This window comes from Qipengyuania sp. (assembly GCF_043423005.1).
Taxonomy (GTDB): Bacteria; Pseudomonadota; Alphaproteobacteria; order Sphingomonadales; family Sphingomonadaceae; genus Qipengyuania.
This window is the reverse complement of record NZ_JBHWMI010000005.1, coordinates 19,391-36,177: the sequence shown is the minus strand read 5'-3', so window position 1 is coordinate 36,177 and position 16,787 is coordinate 19,391. Positions and strand designations below refer to the sequence as shown.

Here is a 16,787-nt window from a genome sequence, read left to right as displayed (position 1 = left end):
TTCGCAAGTCGCATTTGGCGTGGGCGAATCGCGGGACGAATGCCGGCACAGCGGGGAGCCTTTTGATCCCCGAACTTGTCGCCAGCCCTATACCGTGGTTTATGCCCGGTCTGTCCACACCCTCACTTGCCGCGAACTGCAGGAGCGCGTGTCATCGCCGAACGGGTTCATCTTCACCTTCTGTCGGATTCGACCGGCGAGACGCTGGAGATGCTGGCCAAGGCGGCTTTGGCCCAGTTCGACGACATTGACGTGGTGCGTCACTTCTGGCCAATGGTCAGGAGTTCCCAGCATCTCGAACGGCTGTTGCCCGAACTCAAGGCCAATCCTGGTCTGGTCCTCTTTACCCTGGTCAATCCCGAAACCCGCGCCCAGCTCGAGCGGGCCTGCTCGCAGCTGGGCATCCCGGCGGTGCCGATCCTCGACCGTATTACCGAGGCGCTCGAGCAGGCGTTGGGGCAGGAAGCGCACGGCCGCCCGGGCCGTCAGCATCGCATGGACGAGGCGTATTTCGAGCGGGTCGATGCGATCCAGTTCACCATCGCGCACGATGACGGGGTAAACTGGGAAAACTGGGAAGAAGCGGACATCGTCCTTGCCGGAGTCTCGCGCAGTTCCAAGACCCCGACCAGCATCTATCTCGCCAATCGCGGCTACAAGGTCGCCAATATCCCGCTGGTGGTGGAGAGCCCGCCGCCGGCCAAGCTGTTCGAGTTGAAGCACCCCCTTGTCGTCGGCCTGACCACGGCGCCCGAACGGCTGGTCCAGATCCGCCGCAACCGCCTGCTCACCCTTAACGAGACGACCGCCACCGCCTATGTGGACAACGACCGGGTGCGGGACGAGGTCGCCTATGCCCGGCGGATGTTCGCCGACAATGGCTGGCCGGTCATCGACGTGACCCGCCGCTCGATCGAGGAAACCGCCGCCGCGATCATTCGCCTGTGCGCCCAGCGGGCCAATGCCTCGGGCCGCGAGTTCGAAGGCGTCAAGGCGATATGAGCCACCGGCTGGGCGGCGAGGGCATCGTGCTGGCCTCGACCAGCGCGTCGCGCAAGGCGATGCTGGAAAGCGCGGGCGTGCAGTTTACCGCCCGGTCCCCGGCCGTCGACGAGCGCGCGCTGGAGGCCGAGATGGCTGGCGCCGAAGCGGGCGAGATCGCGCAGGCGCTGGCCGCGGCGAAGGCGGCGGCAATTACCGACGCCGGGGATCGCCTCGTGCTCGGCAGCGATTCGCTGGTCGAGGCCGGCGGGCGCCGGTTCGACAAGCCGCGAACCCGCGCCGAGGCAGCCGAACATCTGCGCTTTTTCTCCGGGCAGGTGATGACCCTGCACAGTGCGGCAGCACTGGCGCGCGGCGGGCGCATCGTCTGGATCGGGAGCGATCATGCTCGCCTCCAGGTGCGCGACCTGTCCGAAGGGTTCATCGAAGCCTATCTCGACGCCGAATGGCCGGCAGTTGCCGCCTGCGTGGGCGTGTTCCGGATCGAAGGCCCGGGCGTCAACCTGTTCCGCAGCATCGCCGGCGACCAGTTCACCGTACTTGGCATGCCGCTCTTGCAGGTGCTTGCCGCCTTGCGCGACGAAGGTGTGCTGCCGGCATGATGGCCCGCTATGCCGAGGTCATCGGCGATCCGGTCGGACAATCGAAATCCCCGGCGATCCACCGGTTCTGGCTCGAACGGCTGGGGCTGGAGGGCGATTACCGCGCAACCGCGGTCACCGCCGCGCAACTGCCCGACTATCTTGCACAGCGCCGCAACGATCCGTTCTGGCGCGGTTGCAATGTCACGATGCCGCACAAGCAGGCCGTCATCGGACTGGTCGACCGGCTGGAACCGTTGGCCCGCAAGGTCGGCGCGATAAACACGATCGTTCGCGCAACGGACGGCGCATTGATCGGCCGCAATACCGATGTCGCGGGCTTTCTCGAGCCCTTGCGGGGGCATCTTGATCAGTCCCATTACTTCCGCATGGCGCGCGTCATCGGGACGGGCGGTGCGGCCCGCGCCGTGATCGCGGCGCTTGCGCGAGAAGGGTTCACGATCGTTCTTGCCGCACGCGATCAGGCCAACGCACGCGGGCTGCTGGCCGATCTTCCCTCCGGGCGCGAGCATTATGCCGCCCCCCTTGATCACTTCGCCGCGCCGACCGACTTCGCGTTCGACGACCGGGAGGGATGCCTTGATCTCGTCGTTAATGCGACGCCGCTGGGCATGCGGGGCCAGCTGCCGCTCGCCTTCGACTGGAGCCATGCCCCGCCCGGGGCAATCGCCTACGACATCGTCACCGATCCAGTCGATACGGACTTTCTCAGCAATGCACGGGCCGCGGGGCATCGGGCGATCGACGGTCTGGCCATGCTGATCGGACAGGCCGCCGCCGCCTTCACGTATTTCTACGGTGCCCCGCCCCCGCGCGAGCACGACGGCGAATTGCGGACCCTGCTTAGCGCATGACCCGTCCGCTCATCATCGGGCTCACCGGGTCCATCGGCATGGGCAAGTCCACGGTCGCGGAGATGTTTCGCGCGCACGGCGTGCCCGTGTTCGATGCCGATGCCGCGGTGCGGGCGATGCAGGGTCGCGGCGGCGAGCTGCTTGCGGCGATCGAGGCGGCGTTTCCGGGATCGACCGACGCCGGTGGCGTGCGCCGGGCAGAACTCGGGGCGCAGGTCTTCGCCGATCCCGCCGCCCTCGCCCGGCTCGAGGCGATCGTCCACCCCGCTGTGGCCGCCAGGCGGCAGACGTTTCTGATCGAACATGGCCATGCGCCGATGCTGGTCTTCGATATCCCGCTGTTGTTCGAAAAGGGCGGGGCGGATCAGGTGGACAGGATCGTCGTCGTCTCCGCCCCCGGCGACGTCCAGCGCCAGCGGGTCCTGGCACGGCCCGGAATGACGGCGGAAAAATTCGCCGAGATACTCGCGCTCCAGACCCCGGACGCAAACAAGCGTGCCGCCGCCGATCATGTCATCGATACCGGCCAGCCGCTTGCCGCGACCCGCCGCGATGTCGCCGCGCTTATCGCGGAACTTGGCGCACAGCGGATGCTGCCGCCCTTGTAATCCACGCGCCCGAGGCCGATACGAAAGCCGATGCGCGAGATCGTTTTCGACACCGAAACCACTGGCCTTGATCCATCCACCGGGGACCGCATGGTCGAGATCGGCTGTATCGAGATCGTCAATCTGGTTCCCACCGGCAAGACCTATCACGCCTATTTCAATCCGCAGCGCGACATGCCCGGCGGGGCCGAAGCGGTGCATGGACTGTCCGCCGCCTTTCTGGCCGACAAGCCGCTGTTTCGCGACAAGGCTGACGAACTGCTCGAATTCATCGCCGATGCGCCTCTGGTGGCGCATAACGCGGGCTTCGATTTCGCCTTTCTCAATGCCGAGCTTGGCCTGTGCGAACGCACGTCGGTGTGCCTGACGCGGATGATCGATACCGTGGCCTTGGCCAAACGACGGCATCCGGGTGCCAAGCTGTCGCTCGATGCGCTGTGCACCAGGTACGGCATCGATCGCAGCCACCGGGTGAAGCATGGCGCGCTGCTCGACGCCGAGCTTTTGGCGCAGGTCTATGTCGAATTGAAGGGCGGACGGCAGATCGGGCTCGAGCTGGCGGCGACCCGTTCCGCCGCGCCAGCTGCGCCCGCCCTCGTGCTGCGCAAGGCGGATGTCGGCGCCCGGCGACCGCCGCGACCCCATGCCCCGACGCCTGCCGAACTGGCCCGCCACAGCACTTTCATGTCCGGGATCGAAAACGCACTCTGGAACGCTTGATACATTGCCGGCGAGACGGGCCGGCCGGGATCGTCGGGGGGCGTGACGAAGGAGAAGAATGACCATGGATATCCGCATTTCCGGCCACCAGATGGATACCGGCGCCGCGCTTCAAAGCCATGTCGAGGAGCGTCTGCAGGGGATCGTCGACAAGTATTTTCGCCGCGCGATCTCGTCCCAGGTGACGTTCGGCAAGGCCCCGGCAAACGCCTTCAGCGCGGATATCGTGACCCATGTGATGCAGGGGTTGATCCTGCGCGGCCATGGCGAGGCGCATGACGTCCACCAGGCGTTCGACCAGGCGGCCGGCAAGATCGAGAAGCAACTTCGCCGCTACAAGCGCCGGTTGCAGGACAGGCATCAGCAGGCCGATCAGGCGGTGCGCGAGGAAGACGCCGCCTACACGATCTTCGCGCCGGCCAATGTCGATTCGGACGAAGAGGTCATGGAAGACAGCCCGCCGGTGATCGCGGAAACCCGCGCCAACATCCCGGAATGCAGCGTTGCCGATGCGGTCATGATGCTCGATTTGCGCAGCACCGATGCGCTGTTGTTCAAGAACGCCGCGACCCAGCGGCACAACATGGTCTATCGGCGCCGTGACGGGTCGATCGGCTGGGTCGAGCCATCCTGAACGCAGTGACGATGGTGGGGGCAGGGGCGGAAACGTCGGCCGGGGCACAACGGCATCATCGCGCGCTCGAGCGCCTGTATGCCGCGGCGCCGGTCAACCGGCTGTTCGCCTCGCGCCTCGAGATCGCCGGCGAGGGAGCAGCGCGCATTGCCTTCGACGTCACCGAAACGGTCTATCACGCAGCCGGGGCCGCGCACGGTACGGTCTATTTCAAGATGCTGGACGATGCCGCCTTCTATGCCGCCAACACCCTGGTGACCGACCGCTTCCTGCTGACCACCTCGTTCAATCTCCATTTCACAAAGCCCGTACGCAGCGGACGGGTGCTGGCCGAGGGACGCTGGGTGAGTGGCCGGCGGCGGGTCTTCGTCGCCGAAGCGCGACTGGTGGACGGGGAAGGCGAGGAGATCGGACGCGGAACCGGCACCTTCATGAAAAGCCGCATCGCGCTGTCCAGTCTTCCCGGTTACAGCGAAGGCTAGTGTTTCCGGCCCGCCTGCCAGCCCATCTGGAGGTCGCCGGCCTGATTCGCGCGGTCGGGAATGCAGGAGGCTTTGCCGCGGTCTTGCATCGGGGCGACCGCGACGCCGGCACTATCGCCTTGGTGACGCTTCAGCGCGGCGGGCCGGCCCAGTTGTGGGAGCGAATGCCACAGCTCGACGGATCGCGCCCTTACGTCATCAGCCAGACCGAGGATGCAGCCGATCCGGGGTCATTTGCGCGGTATCTCGCGCGGCGCAGCGAACAGGACCGCGACCTATGGATCGTCGAACTGGACGTCGGGAATCCCGAACGCTTCATCAGCTGAGCGCCCATAACGCTTGACTTGATTTCAAATGAGACTATCCGGCGCCAACCTTTCGATGCGAAGGCGGCACTGTTCGGCAATACGGCCGGCGCGCTAGCACGCAGACGGGGAGACATCGGCAAGACTGCCAACGATCCGGATACAGAACGCCGACAAGCGCGTCCCGGTTCCAGTCTCGCGACGGATTTCTCACCGCCGAAAAACTCGAGCACATGTTTCGCAAGACCACCGGTTTTACCGCGGCTGTCGCCGTGGCTGCCTTCGTTACACTTGCCGGCTTCGAAGAAACCGGCGCCAACGCCCAGGTCGTCGAACCTGCCGCAACCCTCACGACCACTGACCAGTCCGCGCGATTGACCGATGAAGTGATGCCGGTTTTCGTAGGCGGCGAAGTGGTTCAGGATGTTCCCCCCGCATCCCAGCCCGAAAGGGAGGCCCAGGCGGCCCCGGTGCCCGACGCCGACAGCCTGCACCAGCTGGTTGCCGGGATGCCCGCCGCCGGCGACATGTCGCGCGAGATGCGCTGCCTTGCCGGAGCGGTGTTCTTCGAAGCCCGCGGCGAGCCCCTCGAAGGGCAGCTGGCGGTGGCGCAGGTCATCATCAATCGCGCCGCATCGGGTCGCTTCCCCTCGAGCTATTGCGGGGTGGTTCACCAGCGTTCCCAGTTTTCCTTCATCCGCGGCGGTCAGTTGCCGGCGATTCGCGAAGGTTCGGCCGCCTACAAGCGCGCTTCCGCCATCGCCCGGATCGCCCATCAGGGACTGTGGGATAGCGAAGCGGGCGATTCGCTCTATTTTCATGCCCGGTATGTCAAACCCGGCTGGGCGCGCCAGAAGGTCGCCCGCGTCACGATCGACAGCCACATCTTCTACCGCTGATTCGCCTGCTGTCGCACGCCGCGGCAGTCGCTTCGGACCCGCAGCGCAGGCTAATGCGTTGATGGGGCCAGGGCAGGCCATACGCGGGGGGATGAGCGATGACGGAAGACGAGGCACGCCGCATCGAACTCGTGCGCGCGGTGGAGGTCGAGGACCGTGAGGGCACTCTGCTCACCCGCGAGGATCGCGAACAGGCCGATGCCCACGCACGTGCGGTCTCAGGAGATGCAGCGGGAAGCCGGCGGTTCGCGCATCGCTATCTTGCCGCGCGTTCCGACTTCGCCGCCGCCCGGCTGACGACGCGCCACCAAGGGTTGGCCGATCTGTTGAAGGCAAGCCGCTGGCCCGGCTGGGTGGGTTTCGCTGTTCCCGTGATCGCCCTCATTGCCGGGTTTCTTGCCAACGAGCTTGGCAACGGGCGGCGGATGAACCTGCTGGCGGTTCCGCTTATCGGCACGATCGCATGGAACCTGGCCGTCTACGCCTGGATCGCGGCGAGCGCGATCCTGCGGCGGCGGTCTGGCGCGGCCCGCGATCCGCTGACGATGCTTCTGGCAAGGGCCGGGGGGGTCGGCCGGGCACCAGACGCACAGGGATCGCCCACAGGGCGCGCCGCGGCCGCATTCCGTCGCCGCTGGTCCGCGCTAACTGCGAGGCTTAACGCGGCGCGGGCGGCGCGCACTCTCCATCTTGGCGCGGCGCTGTTCGCTGCGGGACTGATCCTCGGCATCTATGCCCGGGCCATCGTCATCGAATACCGCGCCGGGTGGGAAAGCACGTTTCTCGGCCCGGCAGCCGTGCACTGGCTGCTATCCATGGTGCTCGGCCCGGCCAGCGCGGTCAGCGGCGTCGCGATACCGTCGGTGGCAGAAATCGATGCGATGCGGTGGGACGATGGCGGCGGGGCGGGGGTCAATGCCGCGCCGTGGATCCACCTCTACACCATCACTGTTGCGGGACTTGTCATCGCGCCGCGGCTGTTGCTGGCCTTGGCGCAAGGGCTGAACGCCGCACGCCTGTCGCGCAGCCTGCCGGTCGCCAGCCGCGAGGATTTCTACGTCCGCCGCCTGCTGCGCGCCAGTGGGGCGGCGCCAGGCCGGGCGCGCGTCACCCCGTATGCCTATGCCCCGGGTGAGGAGACCCGCCGCCGCCTGACGGCTGCCTTGCGCGGCGTCCTGGGCGATGGGGCTGAGGTCCGCTTCGATCCGGCGATACCCTATGGCGGGGAAGACGGATGGGCGACCGCCCATCCCCCCGACCCCGAGGAGGATTACCATCTCCTGCTGTTCACCTTGTCATCCACTCCCGAGGCGGAAAATCACGGCGAGTTTGCCCGCCTGCTGGCGGGCACGACCGCGCGGGCCAAGGGAACGATCATGGGCGCGCTGATCGACGAGACACCGTGGCGGGCGCATTTCGCCGGACAGCCCGGTCTGGACGAACGGGTCGCGACCCGCCTTGCCGCTTGGCGCAGCGTCCTGGCTCCTGCCGGCATCGCGCCCCTCGGCATCGACCTCACCGATGTGCAGGACGACGACCTGGCGAAGCGGATCGAGGCCAGCCTCATTCCCGATGCGGAGCTTCACCGATGACCCCCGCAGGTCCAGCTAGCCCGGTCGCGCCCGGCACTACGATCAATCTCAGCCTCATCAGCCATACCAACGCCGGCAAGACCACGCTCGCCCGCACGCTTCTCGGCCGCGATGTGGGCGAGGTCCGCGATGCGGCGCACGTCACCGATATCGCGACCGGCTATGTGCTGGTGCAGGATGGTGCCGATACCCTGATGCTGTGGGATACCCCGGGCTTCGGCGATACCGCGCGGCTGCTCACCCGCTTGCGGAACAGCGGCAATCCGATCGGCTGGTTCCTGAGCCAGGTGTGGGACCGCTGGCGCGAACGGGCGCTATGGTCGAGCCAGCAAGCGGTGAAGAACGCCCGCGAGGAGGCGGACGTCATCCTTTATCTGGTCAATGCTGCCGAGGATCCGGCGAGCGCGGCCTATGTCGCGCTCGAGATGGAGGTACTCGGCTGGATCGGCAAACCCGTGGTGGTCCTGCTCAACCAGATGGGTCCACCCCGTGCCGATGTCGGCGGCGAGATCGCGCGATGGAGCGAAATCGGCGCCCCCGGTCAGGTGCGCGGGGTGCTGCCGCTCGACGCCTTCGCGCGTGTCTGGGTTCAGGAAGGCGCGCTGCTCGATACGGTGATGCCGCTTCTGTCGCCCGACAAGCGGCCGGCGATGGCACGGCTGAGGGGGCGCTGGGAACAGCTCAACCTCGCGCGGTTTGGCGAATCGATCGATGTCCTCACCCGATATCTCGCCCGGGCGGCCGCCGACCGCGAGGCGGTCGACGAGGCGGGCTGGCAGGGCAAGCTCGCCGCCGCGCTTTCGGGACGCGAGAAAGGCGATCGGGCGGCCCGAAAGGCCATGGGCGCACTGGCCCAGCGGCTGGCCGAATCGACGGCATCCTCGACCGACGAACTGATCGCGCTTCACGGATTGTCGGGCAAGGCGGCACGCAAGGTGCTGGAGCGGGTGGGCGAAGATTATGCCCATGCCGCCAAGACCCCGGAGGGGGCGGCGGCGGCTTTGGGCGGGCTGTTTTCAGGCGCGCTGGGCGGACTGGCGGCCGACCTTGCGGCTGGCGGACTGACCCTTGGCGGTGGGATGATCGTCGGCGGGATACTGGGCGCGCTCGGCGCCACCGGGGTGGCCAAGGGCGTCAACATGGCAAAGGGAGAGGATGGATCCTCGATGCGCTGGGCCAGCGACTTTCTCGAACGGCTGACGGTGACGGCGGTGCTGCGCTATCTCGCCGTGGCACATTACGGGCGCGGACGCGGCGAATGGTCCGAAGGCGAGCATCCGCCGTTCTGGCAGGGCATCGTCGAGGAGGAGGTCGCGCGCCGCTCGGATGGGCTGAAAAGCGCCACGCGCGGACGCCGACAGGGCGAGGGCGTCCCCGCCGGCGATGCAGCGCGCGAGCTTGCCGTCGTTCTGCGGACGGTAACTGCGGCGGTGCTGGTTCGCCTCTATCCGCAAGCAGCGCAGATCCCGCTCGCACGAACCGACGAAACTCGGGTTTCGCCCCGCAATCCCGCCCCTTTACTCGGTTTACCCCCGACCTCTGCGCCCCAGCGCCCGGACGATTGATCAGCCTTGAGGTTCGCCCGCGAACGCGCGGTAGCGGTCGGAGATATGCAGAAAGCCTTCGCCGACCAGCGCATCGGTGCCGGCGAAACGGCGGGCCGTGTCGCTCGCGATGGTGAAGCCGGCATCGCCCGCCCGCCGGCGATAGGCGCGGTATTCCTCGGTCGTGTGGTAGCCGTACCGGCCCGACTGCGCGGCTTCTTCCACCTTGCGCGCGAAGCCGGCCTCGAACGGAAAATGATAGAGCACCCCGGCAACGTCGGCGATCGTGCCGCGCGCTACGTGGTGCCAGTGAACGAAAGGACCGAGCCCCCTTCGGTTGCGGAAGAACGAAACCTTGGTCAGCCCGTTCTCGGTCCCGAATACCGTCTTGCGGATCCCGCCCCAATGCATGGGAATCGGGGCAGCAGGGGCAAAAGGGTAGGGTTCGGTGCGGATCGAGGCCAGATCGTGGGACGGGAAGATTGCGAACAGATCGCTCTGCCCCGCAATGTCGAGCGTGTGCAGCGGGCGGCTGGCGAACATGTCGAGCATCTGGGTGATCATCGCATCGGCGCCCGTCCGATCGAGATAGGCGGTCAGCCGGGCGAGCGGAACCTGCCGCCGAAGGGGATAGTCGAACTGTTCATCGATATCGACGAACAGGCACCAGCGATCCCGGCCATAGGAATCGACGAGGTAGCGTTTGAGGGTATTTTCATAGGCGTGATAAGGTGCCGCCGTAGCGAGCACGGTCACCCCGTCCTCCTGCATCATCGCGGCCAGCGTGCCATCGTCCGAGCCATTGTCGAGCATGACGAAATGGCGAAAGCCGAGGGCGCGATGGTGGGCCAGGAAACTTGCCAGCCAGGGCATTCCGTTGCGCAGCAGGCAGAAGACGATCGGCTCGTCCGTCCCCGCGGCCGGATTTCGCGGTCCGCCAAGATGCCTGACCCGCAGCGGGACGATGGCGCGGCGCAATCCGAATTGCACCCAGTCCGCCTTGTTCAGCCGGTCGCGCCAGTGACGCAGCCGCGCGCCGACGCGCCGCAGGCCGCTCACGGCATGGTGCCGGTCGCCGGATGAGGCGATTCCATCCGGCCGACATAGGACAATGTGGCGAACTCGCCCTGTTCGACCACCCGTCCCGCGTCGAGCACGATGCCATAGTTGCACGCTGCAAGCGTGCTGCGCCGGTGACTGATGATCAGCGCGGTCTCGAACCAGCGGCTGCTCGCAAGGAGGCGGATGATCGAGGCTTCGGAAACCCCGTCGACCGCATTGGTCGCCTCGTCGAGGATCAGCAGTTGCGGCCGCCGGACGAGGGCGCGGGCCAGCCCCAGCCGTTGCCGCTGCCCGCCCGAAAGGTTGAGGCCGCGCGCCGCCACGGAGGTGTCCAGCCCGCGGGGCAGGTCCTTCACCAGATCGAGCACATCCGCAAGCCGGGCGGCCTCGAAGACTTCCTCGTCACTCGCCCCGGGTTGCCCGTAGACGATATTGTCCCGGACCGACCCGTCGATCAGATCGACGTCCTGCCCCGCGAGCGCGATCCGCCTGCGCCAGTGGCCGACATCGATGTCGGCAAGTTCGCGATCGCCATAAAGGATGCGTCCCGAACCCGGCTCGAGCAGGCGGCACAGCAGGTTGACGATCGTGGTCTTGCCCGCCCCCGACCGGCCGATCAGCGCCGTGGTGCGGCCGTGCGGGATGACGAAGCTGGCCTCGCGCAAGGCGTCCCCGCCGCGGTCGGTGCCAGGAAATCGGAAGCTCACCCGGTCGAACCGGATATCCGCCGGGGGGAGGGCGGCGGGATCCGCGGTACCCGAACGCTCGACCGCGGAAACCTCGGTCGGAGATACCGGGCGGGCCAGCAACCGCTCCACCTCGTCGACCGAACCTTGCAAAGATGCAAGGCCCACCCGCGCCTCGCTGACGGTGCGCAGGTGCGGCTGAAGCCGATAGAGCAGCACGAGGAACGCCGCCGTCACCGGCAGTTCGACGCCCAGCCGGGTCGACACGAGCAGGGTGGCGATCAGCAGCACCGCAAGCGAAAACTCGAACACCGGCCCCACCAGCAGCGTCGCGCGCGCGATCGAGAACATCGATTGCCGCACGTCTTCCGAAGCCTCGTCGAACCGTTCCTGTTCGTAGGCGTCGCGGCCGAACACGCGGATCATGCGGATGCCGGTGACGAGGTGAAGCATTCTTGCGGCCAGCCCCTGGTTGGCGGTGGTGACCCACACGCTGCGCCGGCGCACGTGGCGATTGTAGGCGGTCTGCCCGAGGCGAATCGCGAGGACACCGGCGCTGACCATCAGGAACAGGCGCCATTCGATCAAGGCGAGGAAGGTGCCGAACCCGATCAGAGCCGCCGTGGCGGTGGCGAGGCCGAAGATATGCCGGGTCGCATCGGCGGCCCGCCAGCTGTCGGTGGCGACGACATTGACGAGATACGCGGGATCGTGCCGCAGGAAATACGGAAATTCGGTGCGCAGCAGGTGCCCGGCAAGCCGCTGGCGGATGCGGTGGCTGACCCGCCCCTCGATCGAGGCGACGAGGTTGGCATTGGTGATGATCACCAGCGCCTTGACCAGGATGAGCCCCAGGATCGCGCCGCCGATGTAAAGCAGCCGAACCTCGGGCGAAAAGGAGCGCGCGAATTCGGCCAGCGGGCGAAGCAGGGGCGGTATGCTGGCCGGGATTTCCTGCGCTAGGCCGACATACATCAACGGCACGAGGAGCCCGATGCCCAGACCCTCCAGCACCGCGCTGAACAGGCCGAGGACGGCCGCAACCGGGATCGCCCACAGGAATGGCCGGCCCAATTCCAGCAGCTGGTTGTCGCGGTGACCCGTGCCCACCGGGAACAGCATGTAGGCCATCCGGTCGGGCAGTCTCATCGCCTTCGTCCTTGCAGGGGGCGCAGGATTACCTCGATCATCGATCTCTTTTCGCGCAGCACGCCGTTTCCTAATATGTTACCGGTTCAGTGCAAGGCCGCTTGCCAGGGGGTCCCACATTCGCACGACCGTTGCCATTGCCGTCTACAACCAGGCCCGCTTCCTGTCCGATGCGCTCGACAGCGTGCTGGCGCAGTCCCGCCCGGCCGATCAGGTGATCGTCGTCGATGACGGGTCCGACGACGACCCGGCGGCGATCGTCGCGCGCTATCCGGGGGTCGAGTTCGTGCGGCAGGCCAATGCCGGGCTGTCCGCAGCGCGCAATACCGGCCTTGCGCACGCCCGGCACGAGGCGATCCTGTTCCTCGACGCGGATGATCGCCTGTGCCCCGATGCCCTCGCCCTGGGGGTGCAAACCCTTGCCGCCCGTCCCGGGGCGGCGTTCGTCTATGGCGGGCATCGCCGGATCGACGCCGCCGGCACGCCGCTTGGTCCCGATCAATTCGATCCCTCCGGCAACGACCCCTATGCGGATCTCCTGCGCGGCAATCTCATCGGCATGCACGGGACGGTGCTTTATGATCGGGCCATCCTTGCCTGGGCCGGCGGGTTCGATACCGGCCTTGCCAAATGCGAGGATTACGATGTCTATCTTCGTCTCGCGCAGGACCATACGATCGGGCACCATTGCGGTACAGTGGCGGAATATCGCATTCACGGTGCGAATATGTCGGGTAACTCGCGCAGCATGCTCCAATGGGTCGAGACGGTCCGGGCCAGGCACGCCCGTGTCGCACGGGGCAATCCGGCTCATGCCCGCGCATGGGCCCAAGGGGGACGGATATGGCGCGAATACTATCATGATGAACTGGTCACCAATGCCCTTGCGGCACCGTCCGCGGCGGAGCGTCGCCGGCTGCAGCGCGAGGCGTGGCGCATCGCGCCCCGCAGGCACGCTAGGATGAGCGCCCGCAACCTGCGCCGCCGGCTTGCCGCCAAGCTCCCGGCGGGAGTGCGGCACCGCATCAAACGGGCGATGGGACGCTCCTCCCAGCCGCCGGTCGGCCATGTCGACCTCGGCGATTTCGACCGGGTGCGCCCGGTCAGCTTCGACTTCGGTTTCGACCGCGGTACTCCGGTGGATCGGTTCTACATCGAGCAGTTTCTCGCAGCGCATGCCGGGGATATCGCCGGCCGGGTGCTCGAGATCGGCGATGCCGCCTACAGTCGGCGCTTTGGTCGCGGCATCGAGCAGCAGGATGTCCTGCACATCGACCCCGAAGCCCCCGAGGCGACGATCGCCGGCGATCTCAGCCAGCCGGGCGTTCTGCCCGAAGGGGCGTTCGACTGCCTGATCATCACCCAGACTTTGCACCTCATCTACGATATGGGGGCCGCGATGGAGCGGCTTCACGCCAGCCTGAAACCCGGCGGCGTGCTGCTGCTGACGGTGCCGGGCATCTCGCCGATCGATCGCGGAGCATGGGGCGATACCTGGTACTGGTCGCTTACCGAAGCCTCCGCCGGCAAGCTGGCGGAGGGGGCGTTCGGCCCCGGTCAAACCGAGGTGACGACCCATGGCAACGCCTATGCCGCCACCTGCTTCGTCCAGGGCCTGGCGCTCGAGGAGGTGCGACGCGAACGGCTTGGCAAGACCGATCGCTCCTATCCCGTGGTGGTCACCGTGCGGGCGGTGAAGCGCAGGTGACGCTGCGCGCCCGCCTTTCGCGGTTGGTGCGCGGGCCGCAGGTGCGCCCGGTGATCCTGATGTATCACCGGATCGCCGCGCCCAAGGTCGATCCCTGGGGCCTGTCGGTCTCGCCCGACAACTTCCGTAGCCAGCTGCGGATGCTCAAGTCACGCCGCACGCCGATGACGATGGACGGGCTTGCCCGCGCCTGCCGCGAAGGGCGGCTGCCGGACGATGCGATCGCTCTGACCTTCGATGACGGGTATCGCGACAATCTTGCCGCCGCCAAACCCCTGCTCGAGGCAGAAGGGGTTCCGGCGACCATTCTGGTGACGACCGGCTGGGTGGGCTCGAAGGAATTGTTCTGGTGGGACGAACTGACCCGGCTGATCCTGCTCCGGGCCGAACCGTTCTCGGGTTCGCTCACCATTGCGGGCGAAGGCCTGCCTTTCGCCGTCGGTCCCGCCGACGATTGGGAACCCCGCCGCACCTGGCGCAGCTGGGATCCCCCGCGCAGCGAACGCGAGAAACTCTACGTCATGCTGTGGACGCGGCTTCAGCGGCTGGGCGAAAACGAGCGGCAGGGGCACGTCCGCGAACTTGCCGCGCAGCTCGGCGCATCGCCAGCCGCCCCCGCCGACGATGACGATCGGGTGATGACCCGCGCGGAACTGGGCCGGCTTGCCTCGCCCATGGTCGGTGTGGGGGTCCATGCGGTCACCCATCAGCCGCTTACGAGCATGCCCCCGGCCCAGCGCCGGGCTGAAGTGATGGAAAGCCGCACGGTGCTGGAAGAGGTCACCGGCCAGCCGATGACCGGCTTTGCCTATCCCCACGGCGACCTCGACGAGGAAACCCGGGCAATCGTCGGCGAGCTTGGATTTGAGTGGGCGGTCACCACCGAAAGTCGCGCCGTGCGCCCCGGTGCGGACCATCTGCTCGCCCTGCCGCGGATCATGGCACCGGACCTCCGCGGACCGCAGCTGCTCGATCATATTGCGGAGCAATCGCGATGAGCGGCGCCGCCCGTCCGCAAGTTTCGGTCATCCTGCCGCTGTACAATGGCGAAGCCTTTCTCGCTGAGACGGTGGACAGCGTGCTTGCCCAGACGATGGCGGATCTCGAACTGCTGATCATCGACGATGGATCGCGCGACGGCGGGCCGGCGCTGGTTCGGTCGCTGGCGGCGCGCGAGGGACGTATCAGGGTGCTGAGCCATCCGGGCGGTGCCAACCACGGAGTCAGCGCGACCCGCAATCTCGGGGCGCAAGAGGCGGCGGCGGATGTTTTCGCGTTCATCGATGCCGATGACGTCTGGCCGCAGGAGAAGCTTGCCCACCAGCTATCGATCCTGGCGCGACATCCCGAGGTCGGGCTGGTCGGCGGGGCGGCGCTCTATTGGGATTCGTGGCGCGGCGGCGAGGACGGGCTGGTCGTTGCCGGGCATCGTCCCGATACCGTCGTTCCCCCGGTCGAGGCGGCCTTGTACATCTATCCCCTGGGTCAGGCGCAGGCGCCCTGCCCTTCGACCCTGATGATCCGCCGGGCGCTGTTCGAAACGATCGGCGGGTTCGAGCCGGAATTCGACGGGATCTACCAGCTCTACGAAGATCAGGCGTTTCTCGCCAAATGCTATCTCGAAGGCTCGGTCTACATGACCAGCGAAACCTGCTGTTTCTATCGCCAGCATGACAGTTCTATCGTCGCCTCGGTCGTCGGCGGCGGTCGCTATCACGATGTCCGGCGATACTTTCTGGCTTGGCTGGCCGGCTATATCGGCCGGCGGGGCATCCACGATGCGCGGCTTGCCTGGCGCCTGTGCCGCGCACAGCTTGCCTATGGCGGCGCGGTGCAGCGTTTCTTTGCGCGGATGCTGGACCGTTTGCGATGACTGCGAGCCAGCCATTGCCGCTCGTCTCGGTGATCGTACCTGCCTACAACGCTGCCGCGACCCTGGCCGCAACGCTGCGATCCGCGCTGGCGCAAAGCCATGCCGAGATCGAAATTATCGTGGTCGACGATGGCTCGGCGGACGAAACTGCGCGGGTGGCGCGAGCGATCGCCGCGCAGGATCCGCGCGTAACCGTCGCCCGGCAGGTCAATGCCGGGGTCGCCGCGGCGCGCAACCGGGCGCTGGCGATGGCGCGGGGCGAGTTTGTCGCACCGCTCGATGCGGACGATTTGTGGCACCCGGCAAAGCTCGCCCGCCAGCTTGCCCGCATCCGCGAGATGCCTGAAGCCACGATGGTCTATTGCTGGTCGGCCGACATCGATGCCGATGGGCTGATCAGCGAACTGCGGTCCGATGTGGCGCGCTTCGAAGGCGACGTCATGGCGCCGCTGCTGGTCGCCAATTTCATCGATACCTCCAGCGTGCCGCTCATCCGGCGCGAAGCCCTGATCGCGGCCGGCGGGTGGGAGGAGGGTCTTCACCGTCGCAATGCCCAAGGATGCGAGGATTGGGTCCTCTACGTACGGCTCGCCGCCGCCGGCCCCGTGCTGCTCGAGCCGGCGTTCCTGGTGGGCTATCGCCAGAGCGCCACCGCCATGTCGCGCGATACCGGCCGGATGCGGCGGTCGATGGCACTCGTTCACGAGGAGGCGGCGCGGCGCATCGGCCGTCTTCCCCGGTGGGTGCAGCGGTTCTCGCTGGCCGATTTCGATCGCTATCTGGGCGACATTCTGGCCGAAAGCGGCAATCCAATACGTGCCGCGGGGTACCGGCTGCGCGCGGTTCTGCGCGATCCCGCGTGGCTTACCAGCCGGGTCGCACGGCGGCGGCTCAAGGGCTGGCTCACGCGCAGCCCGGCCTATCCCCCGGTCGGCGGCGGGACGCTGCATTTTGACGCCATTGATGCCGATCTTGGGCGATTTCCCGAACCCGATCGCTGGACCAGACGGCGGTGGGCGCGGCTGGCCGCGGCACGGCTCGCCGCCGCCCCGCACAGGGACTGAGCC

The 16,787-nt window shown here is 67.1% G+C and carries 17 protein-coding genes; 15 read left to right on the top strand and 2 right to left on the bottom strand.

All coding sequences use genetic code 11. The features are described from left to right. The first annotated feature begins 126 nt into the window (after nt 1-126). The 11 genes from ACHFFA_RS01140 to ACHFFA_RS01090 all read left to right on the top strand — a co-directional run bounded on the left by ACHFFA_RS01140 (nt 127) and on the right by ACHFFA_RS01090 (nt 9,263). Nucleotides 127-1,002 (top strand): pyruvate, water dikinase regulatory protein, encoded by an 876-nt coding sequence (locus ACHFFA_RS01140; protein WP_394269000.1) that lies wholly within the window; start codon nt 127-129, stop codon nt 1,000-1,002. Beyond that, nucleotides 999-1,604: a Maf family protein gene (locus ACHFFA_RS01135; protein WP_394268999.1), complete on the top strand. Its 606-nt coding sequence runs from the start codon at nt 999-1,001 to the stop codon at nt 1,602-1,604. The genes ACHFFA_RS01140 and ACHFFA_RS01135 overlap by 4 nt, the downstream gene beginning before the upstream one ends. Continuing rightward, nucleotides 1,601-2,458 (top strand): shikimate dehydrogenase family protein, encoded by an 858-nt coding sequence (locus tag ACHFFA_RS01130; RefSeq protein WP_394268998.1) that lies wholly within the window; start codon nt 1,601-1,603, stop codon nt 2,456-2,458. Before ACHFFA_RS01135 ends, ACHFFA_RS01130 begins: the two co-directional genes overlap by 4 nt. Continuing rightward, entirely contained in the window at nt 2,455-3,066 is a 612-nt protein-coding gene (gene coaE / locus ACHFFA_RS01125; RefSeq protein WP_394268997.1) for a dephospho-CoA kinase, read from the top strand. Before ACHFFA_RS01130 ends, coaE begins: the two co-directional genes overlap by 4 nt. 30 nt (nt 3,067-3,096) lie before the next feature. Beyond that, on the top strand, nt 3,097-3,786 hold the full coding sequence (dnaQ, locus tag ACHFFA_RS01120; RefSeq protein ID WP_394268996.1) for a DNA polymerase III subunit epsilon: 690 nt from the start codon (nt 3,097-3,099) through the stop codon (nt 3,784-3,786). A gap of 64 nt (nt 3,787-3,850) precedes the next feature. Then, complete coding sequence (gene hpf / locus ACHFFA_RS01115; RefSeq protein ID WP_394269031.1) at nt 3,851-4,420, top strand: ribosome hibernation-promoting factor, HPF/YfiA family; 570 nt, start codon at nt 3,851-3,853, stop codon at nt 4,418-4,420. An 11-nt stretch (nt 4,421-4,431) separates the two neighbouring features. Next, nucleotides 4,432-4,902 (top strand): PaaI family thioesterase, encoded by a 471-nt coding sequence (locus ACHFFA_RS01110; protein WP_394268995.1) that lies wholly within the window; start codon nt 4,432-4,434, stop codon nt 4,900-4,902. Further along, nucleotides 4,902-5,228 carry a DUF1491 family protein gene (locus ACHFFA_RS01105; RefSeq protein ID WP_394268994.1) on the top strand — a complete coding sequence of 109 codons (327 nt, stop codon included), beginning with the start codon at nt 4,902-4,904 and terminating at the stop codon, nt 5,226-5,228. Before ACHFFA_RS01110 ends, ACHFFA_RS01105 begins: the two co-directional genes overlap by 1 nt. A gap of 212 nt (nt 5,229-5,440) precedes the next feature. After that, complete coding sequence (locus ACHFFA_RS01100) at nt 5,441-6,106, top strand: cell wall hydrolase (protein WP_394268993.1); 666 nt, start codon at nt 5,441-5,443, stop codon at nt 6,104-6,106. A 98-nt stretch (nt 6,107-6,204) separates the two neighbouring features. Beyond that, nucleotides 6,205-7,698: a DUF2868 domain-containing protein gene (locus ACHFFA_RS01095; RefSeq protein WP_394268992.1), complete on the top strand. Its 1,494-nt coding sequence runs from the start codon at nt 6,205-6,207 to the stop codon at nt 7,696-7,698. Beyond that, nucleotides 7,695-9,263, top strand: coding sequence for a DUF3482 domain-containing protein (locus ACHFFA_RS01090; RefSeq protein ID WP_394268991.1), 1,569 nt, complete (start codon nt 7,695-7,697; stop codon nt 9,261-9,263). The genes ACHFFA_RS01095 and ACHFFA_RS01090 overlap by 4 nt, the downstream gene beginning before the upstream one ends. On the opposite strand, the gene ACHFFA_RS01085 is transcribed toward ACHFFA_RS01090, so the two are convergent. After that, nucleotides 9,264-10,301 carry a glycosyltransferase family 2 protein gene (locus ACHFFA_RS01085; protein ID WP_394268990.1) on the bottom strand — a complete coding sequence of 346 codons (1,038 nt, stop codon included), beginning with the start codon at nt 10,299-10,301 and terminating at the stop codon, nt 9,264-9,266. It lies immediately after the preceding gene. Next, nucleotides 10,298-12,139 (bottom strand): ABC transporter ATP-binding protein, encoded by a 1,842-nt coding sequence (locus ACHFFA_RS01080; protein ID WP_394268989.1) that lies wholly within the window; start codon nt 12,137-12,139, stop codon nt 10,298-10,300. The genes ACHFFA_RS01085 and ACHFFA_RS01080 overlap by 4 nt, the downstream gene beginning before the upstream one ends. Here ACHFFA_RS01080 and ACHFFA_RS01075 point away from each other — a divergent pair. The 4 genes from ACHFFA_RS01075 to ACHFFA_RS01060 are packed head-to-tail and all read left to right on the top strand — an operon-like array spanning nt 12,120 to nt 16,784. Continuing rightward, nucleotides 12,120-13,847, top strand: coding sequence for a glycosyltransferase (locus tag ACHFFA_RS01075; RefSeq protein WP_394269030.1), 1,728 nt, complete (start codon nt 12,120-12,122; stop codon nt 13,845-13,847). The genes ACHFFA_RS01080 and ACHFFA_RS01075 overlap by 20 nt on opposite strands. Beyond that, complete coding sequence (locus ACHFFA_RS01070) at nt 13,844-14,845, top strand: polysaccharide deacetylase family protein (RefSeq protein WP_394268988.1); 1,002 nt, start codon at nt 13,844-13,846, stop codon at nt 14,843-14,845. Before ACHFFA_RS01075 ends, ACHFFA_RS01070 begins: the two co-directional genes overlap by 4 nt. Then, entirely contained in the window at nt 14,842-15,720 is an 879-nt protein-coding gene (locus ACHFFA_RS01065) for a glycosyltransferase family 2 protein (protein ID WP_394268987.1), read from the top strand. The genes ACHFFA_RS01070 and ACHFFA_RS01065 overlap by 4 nt, the downstream gene beginning before the upstream one ends. Beyond that, nucleotides 15,717-16,784 (top strand): glycosyltransferase family 2 protein, encoded by a 1,068-nt coding sequence (locus ACHFFA_RS01060; RefSeq protein WP_394268986.1) that lies wholly within the window; start codon nt 15,717-15,719, stop codon nt 16,782-16,784. The genes ACHFFA_RS01065 and ACHFFA_RS01060 overlap by 4 nt, the downstream gene beginning before the upstream one ends. The last annotated feature ends 3 nt before the right edge of the window (nt 16,785-16,787 follow it).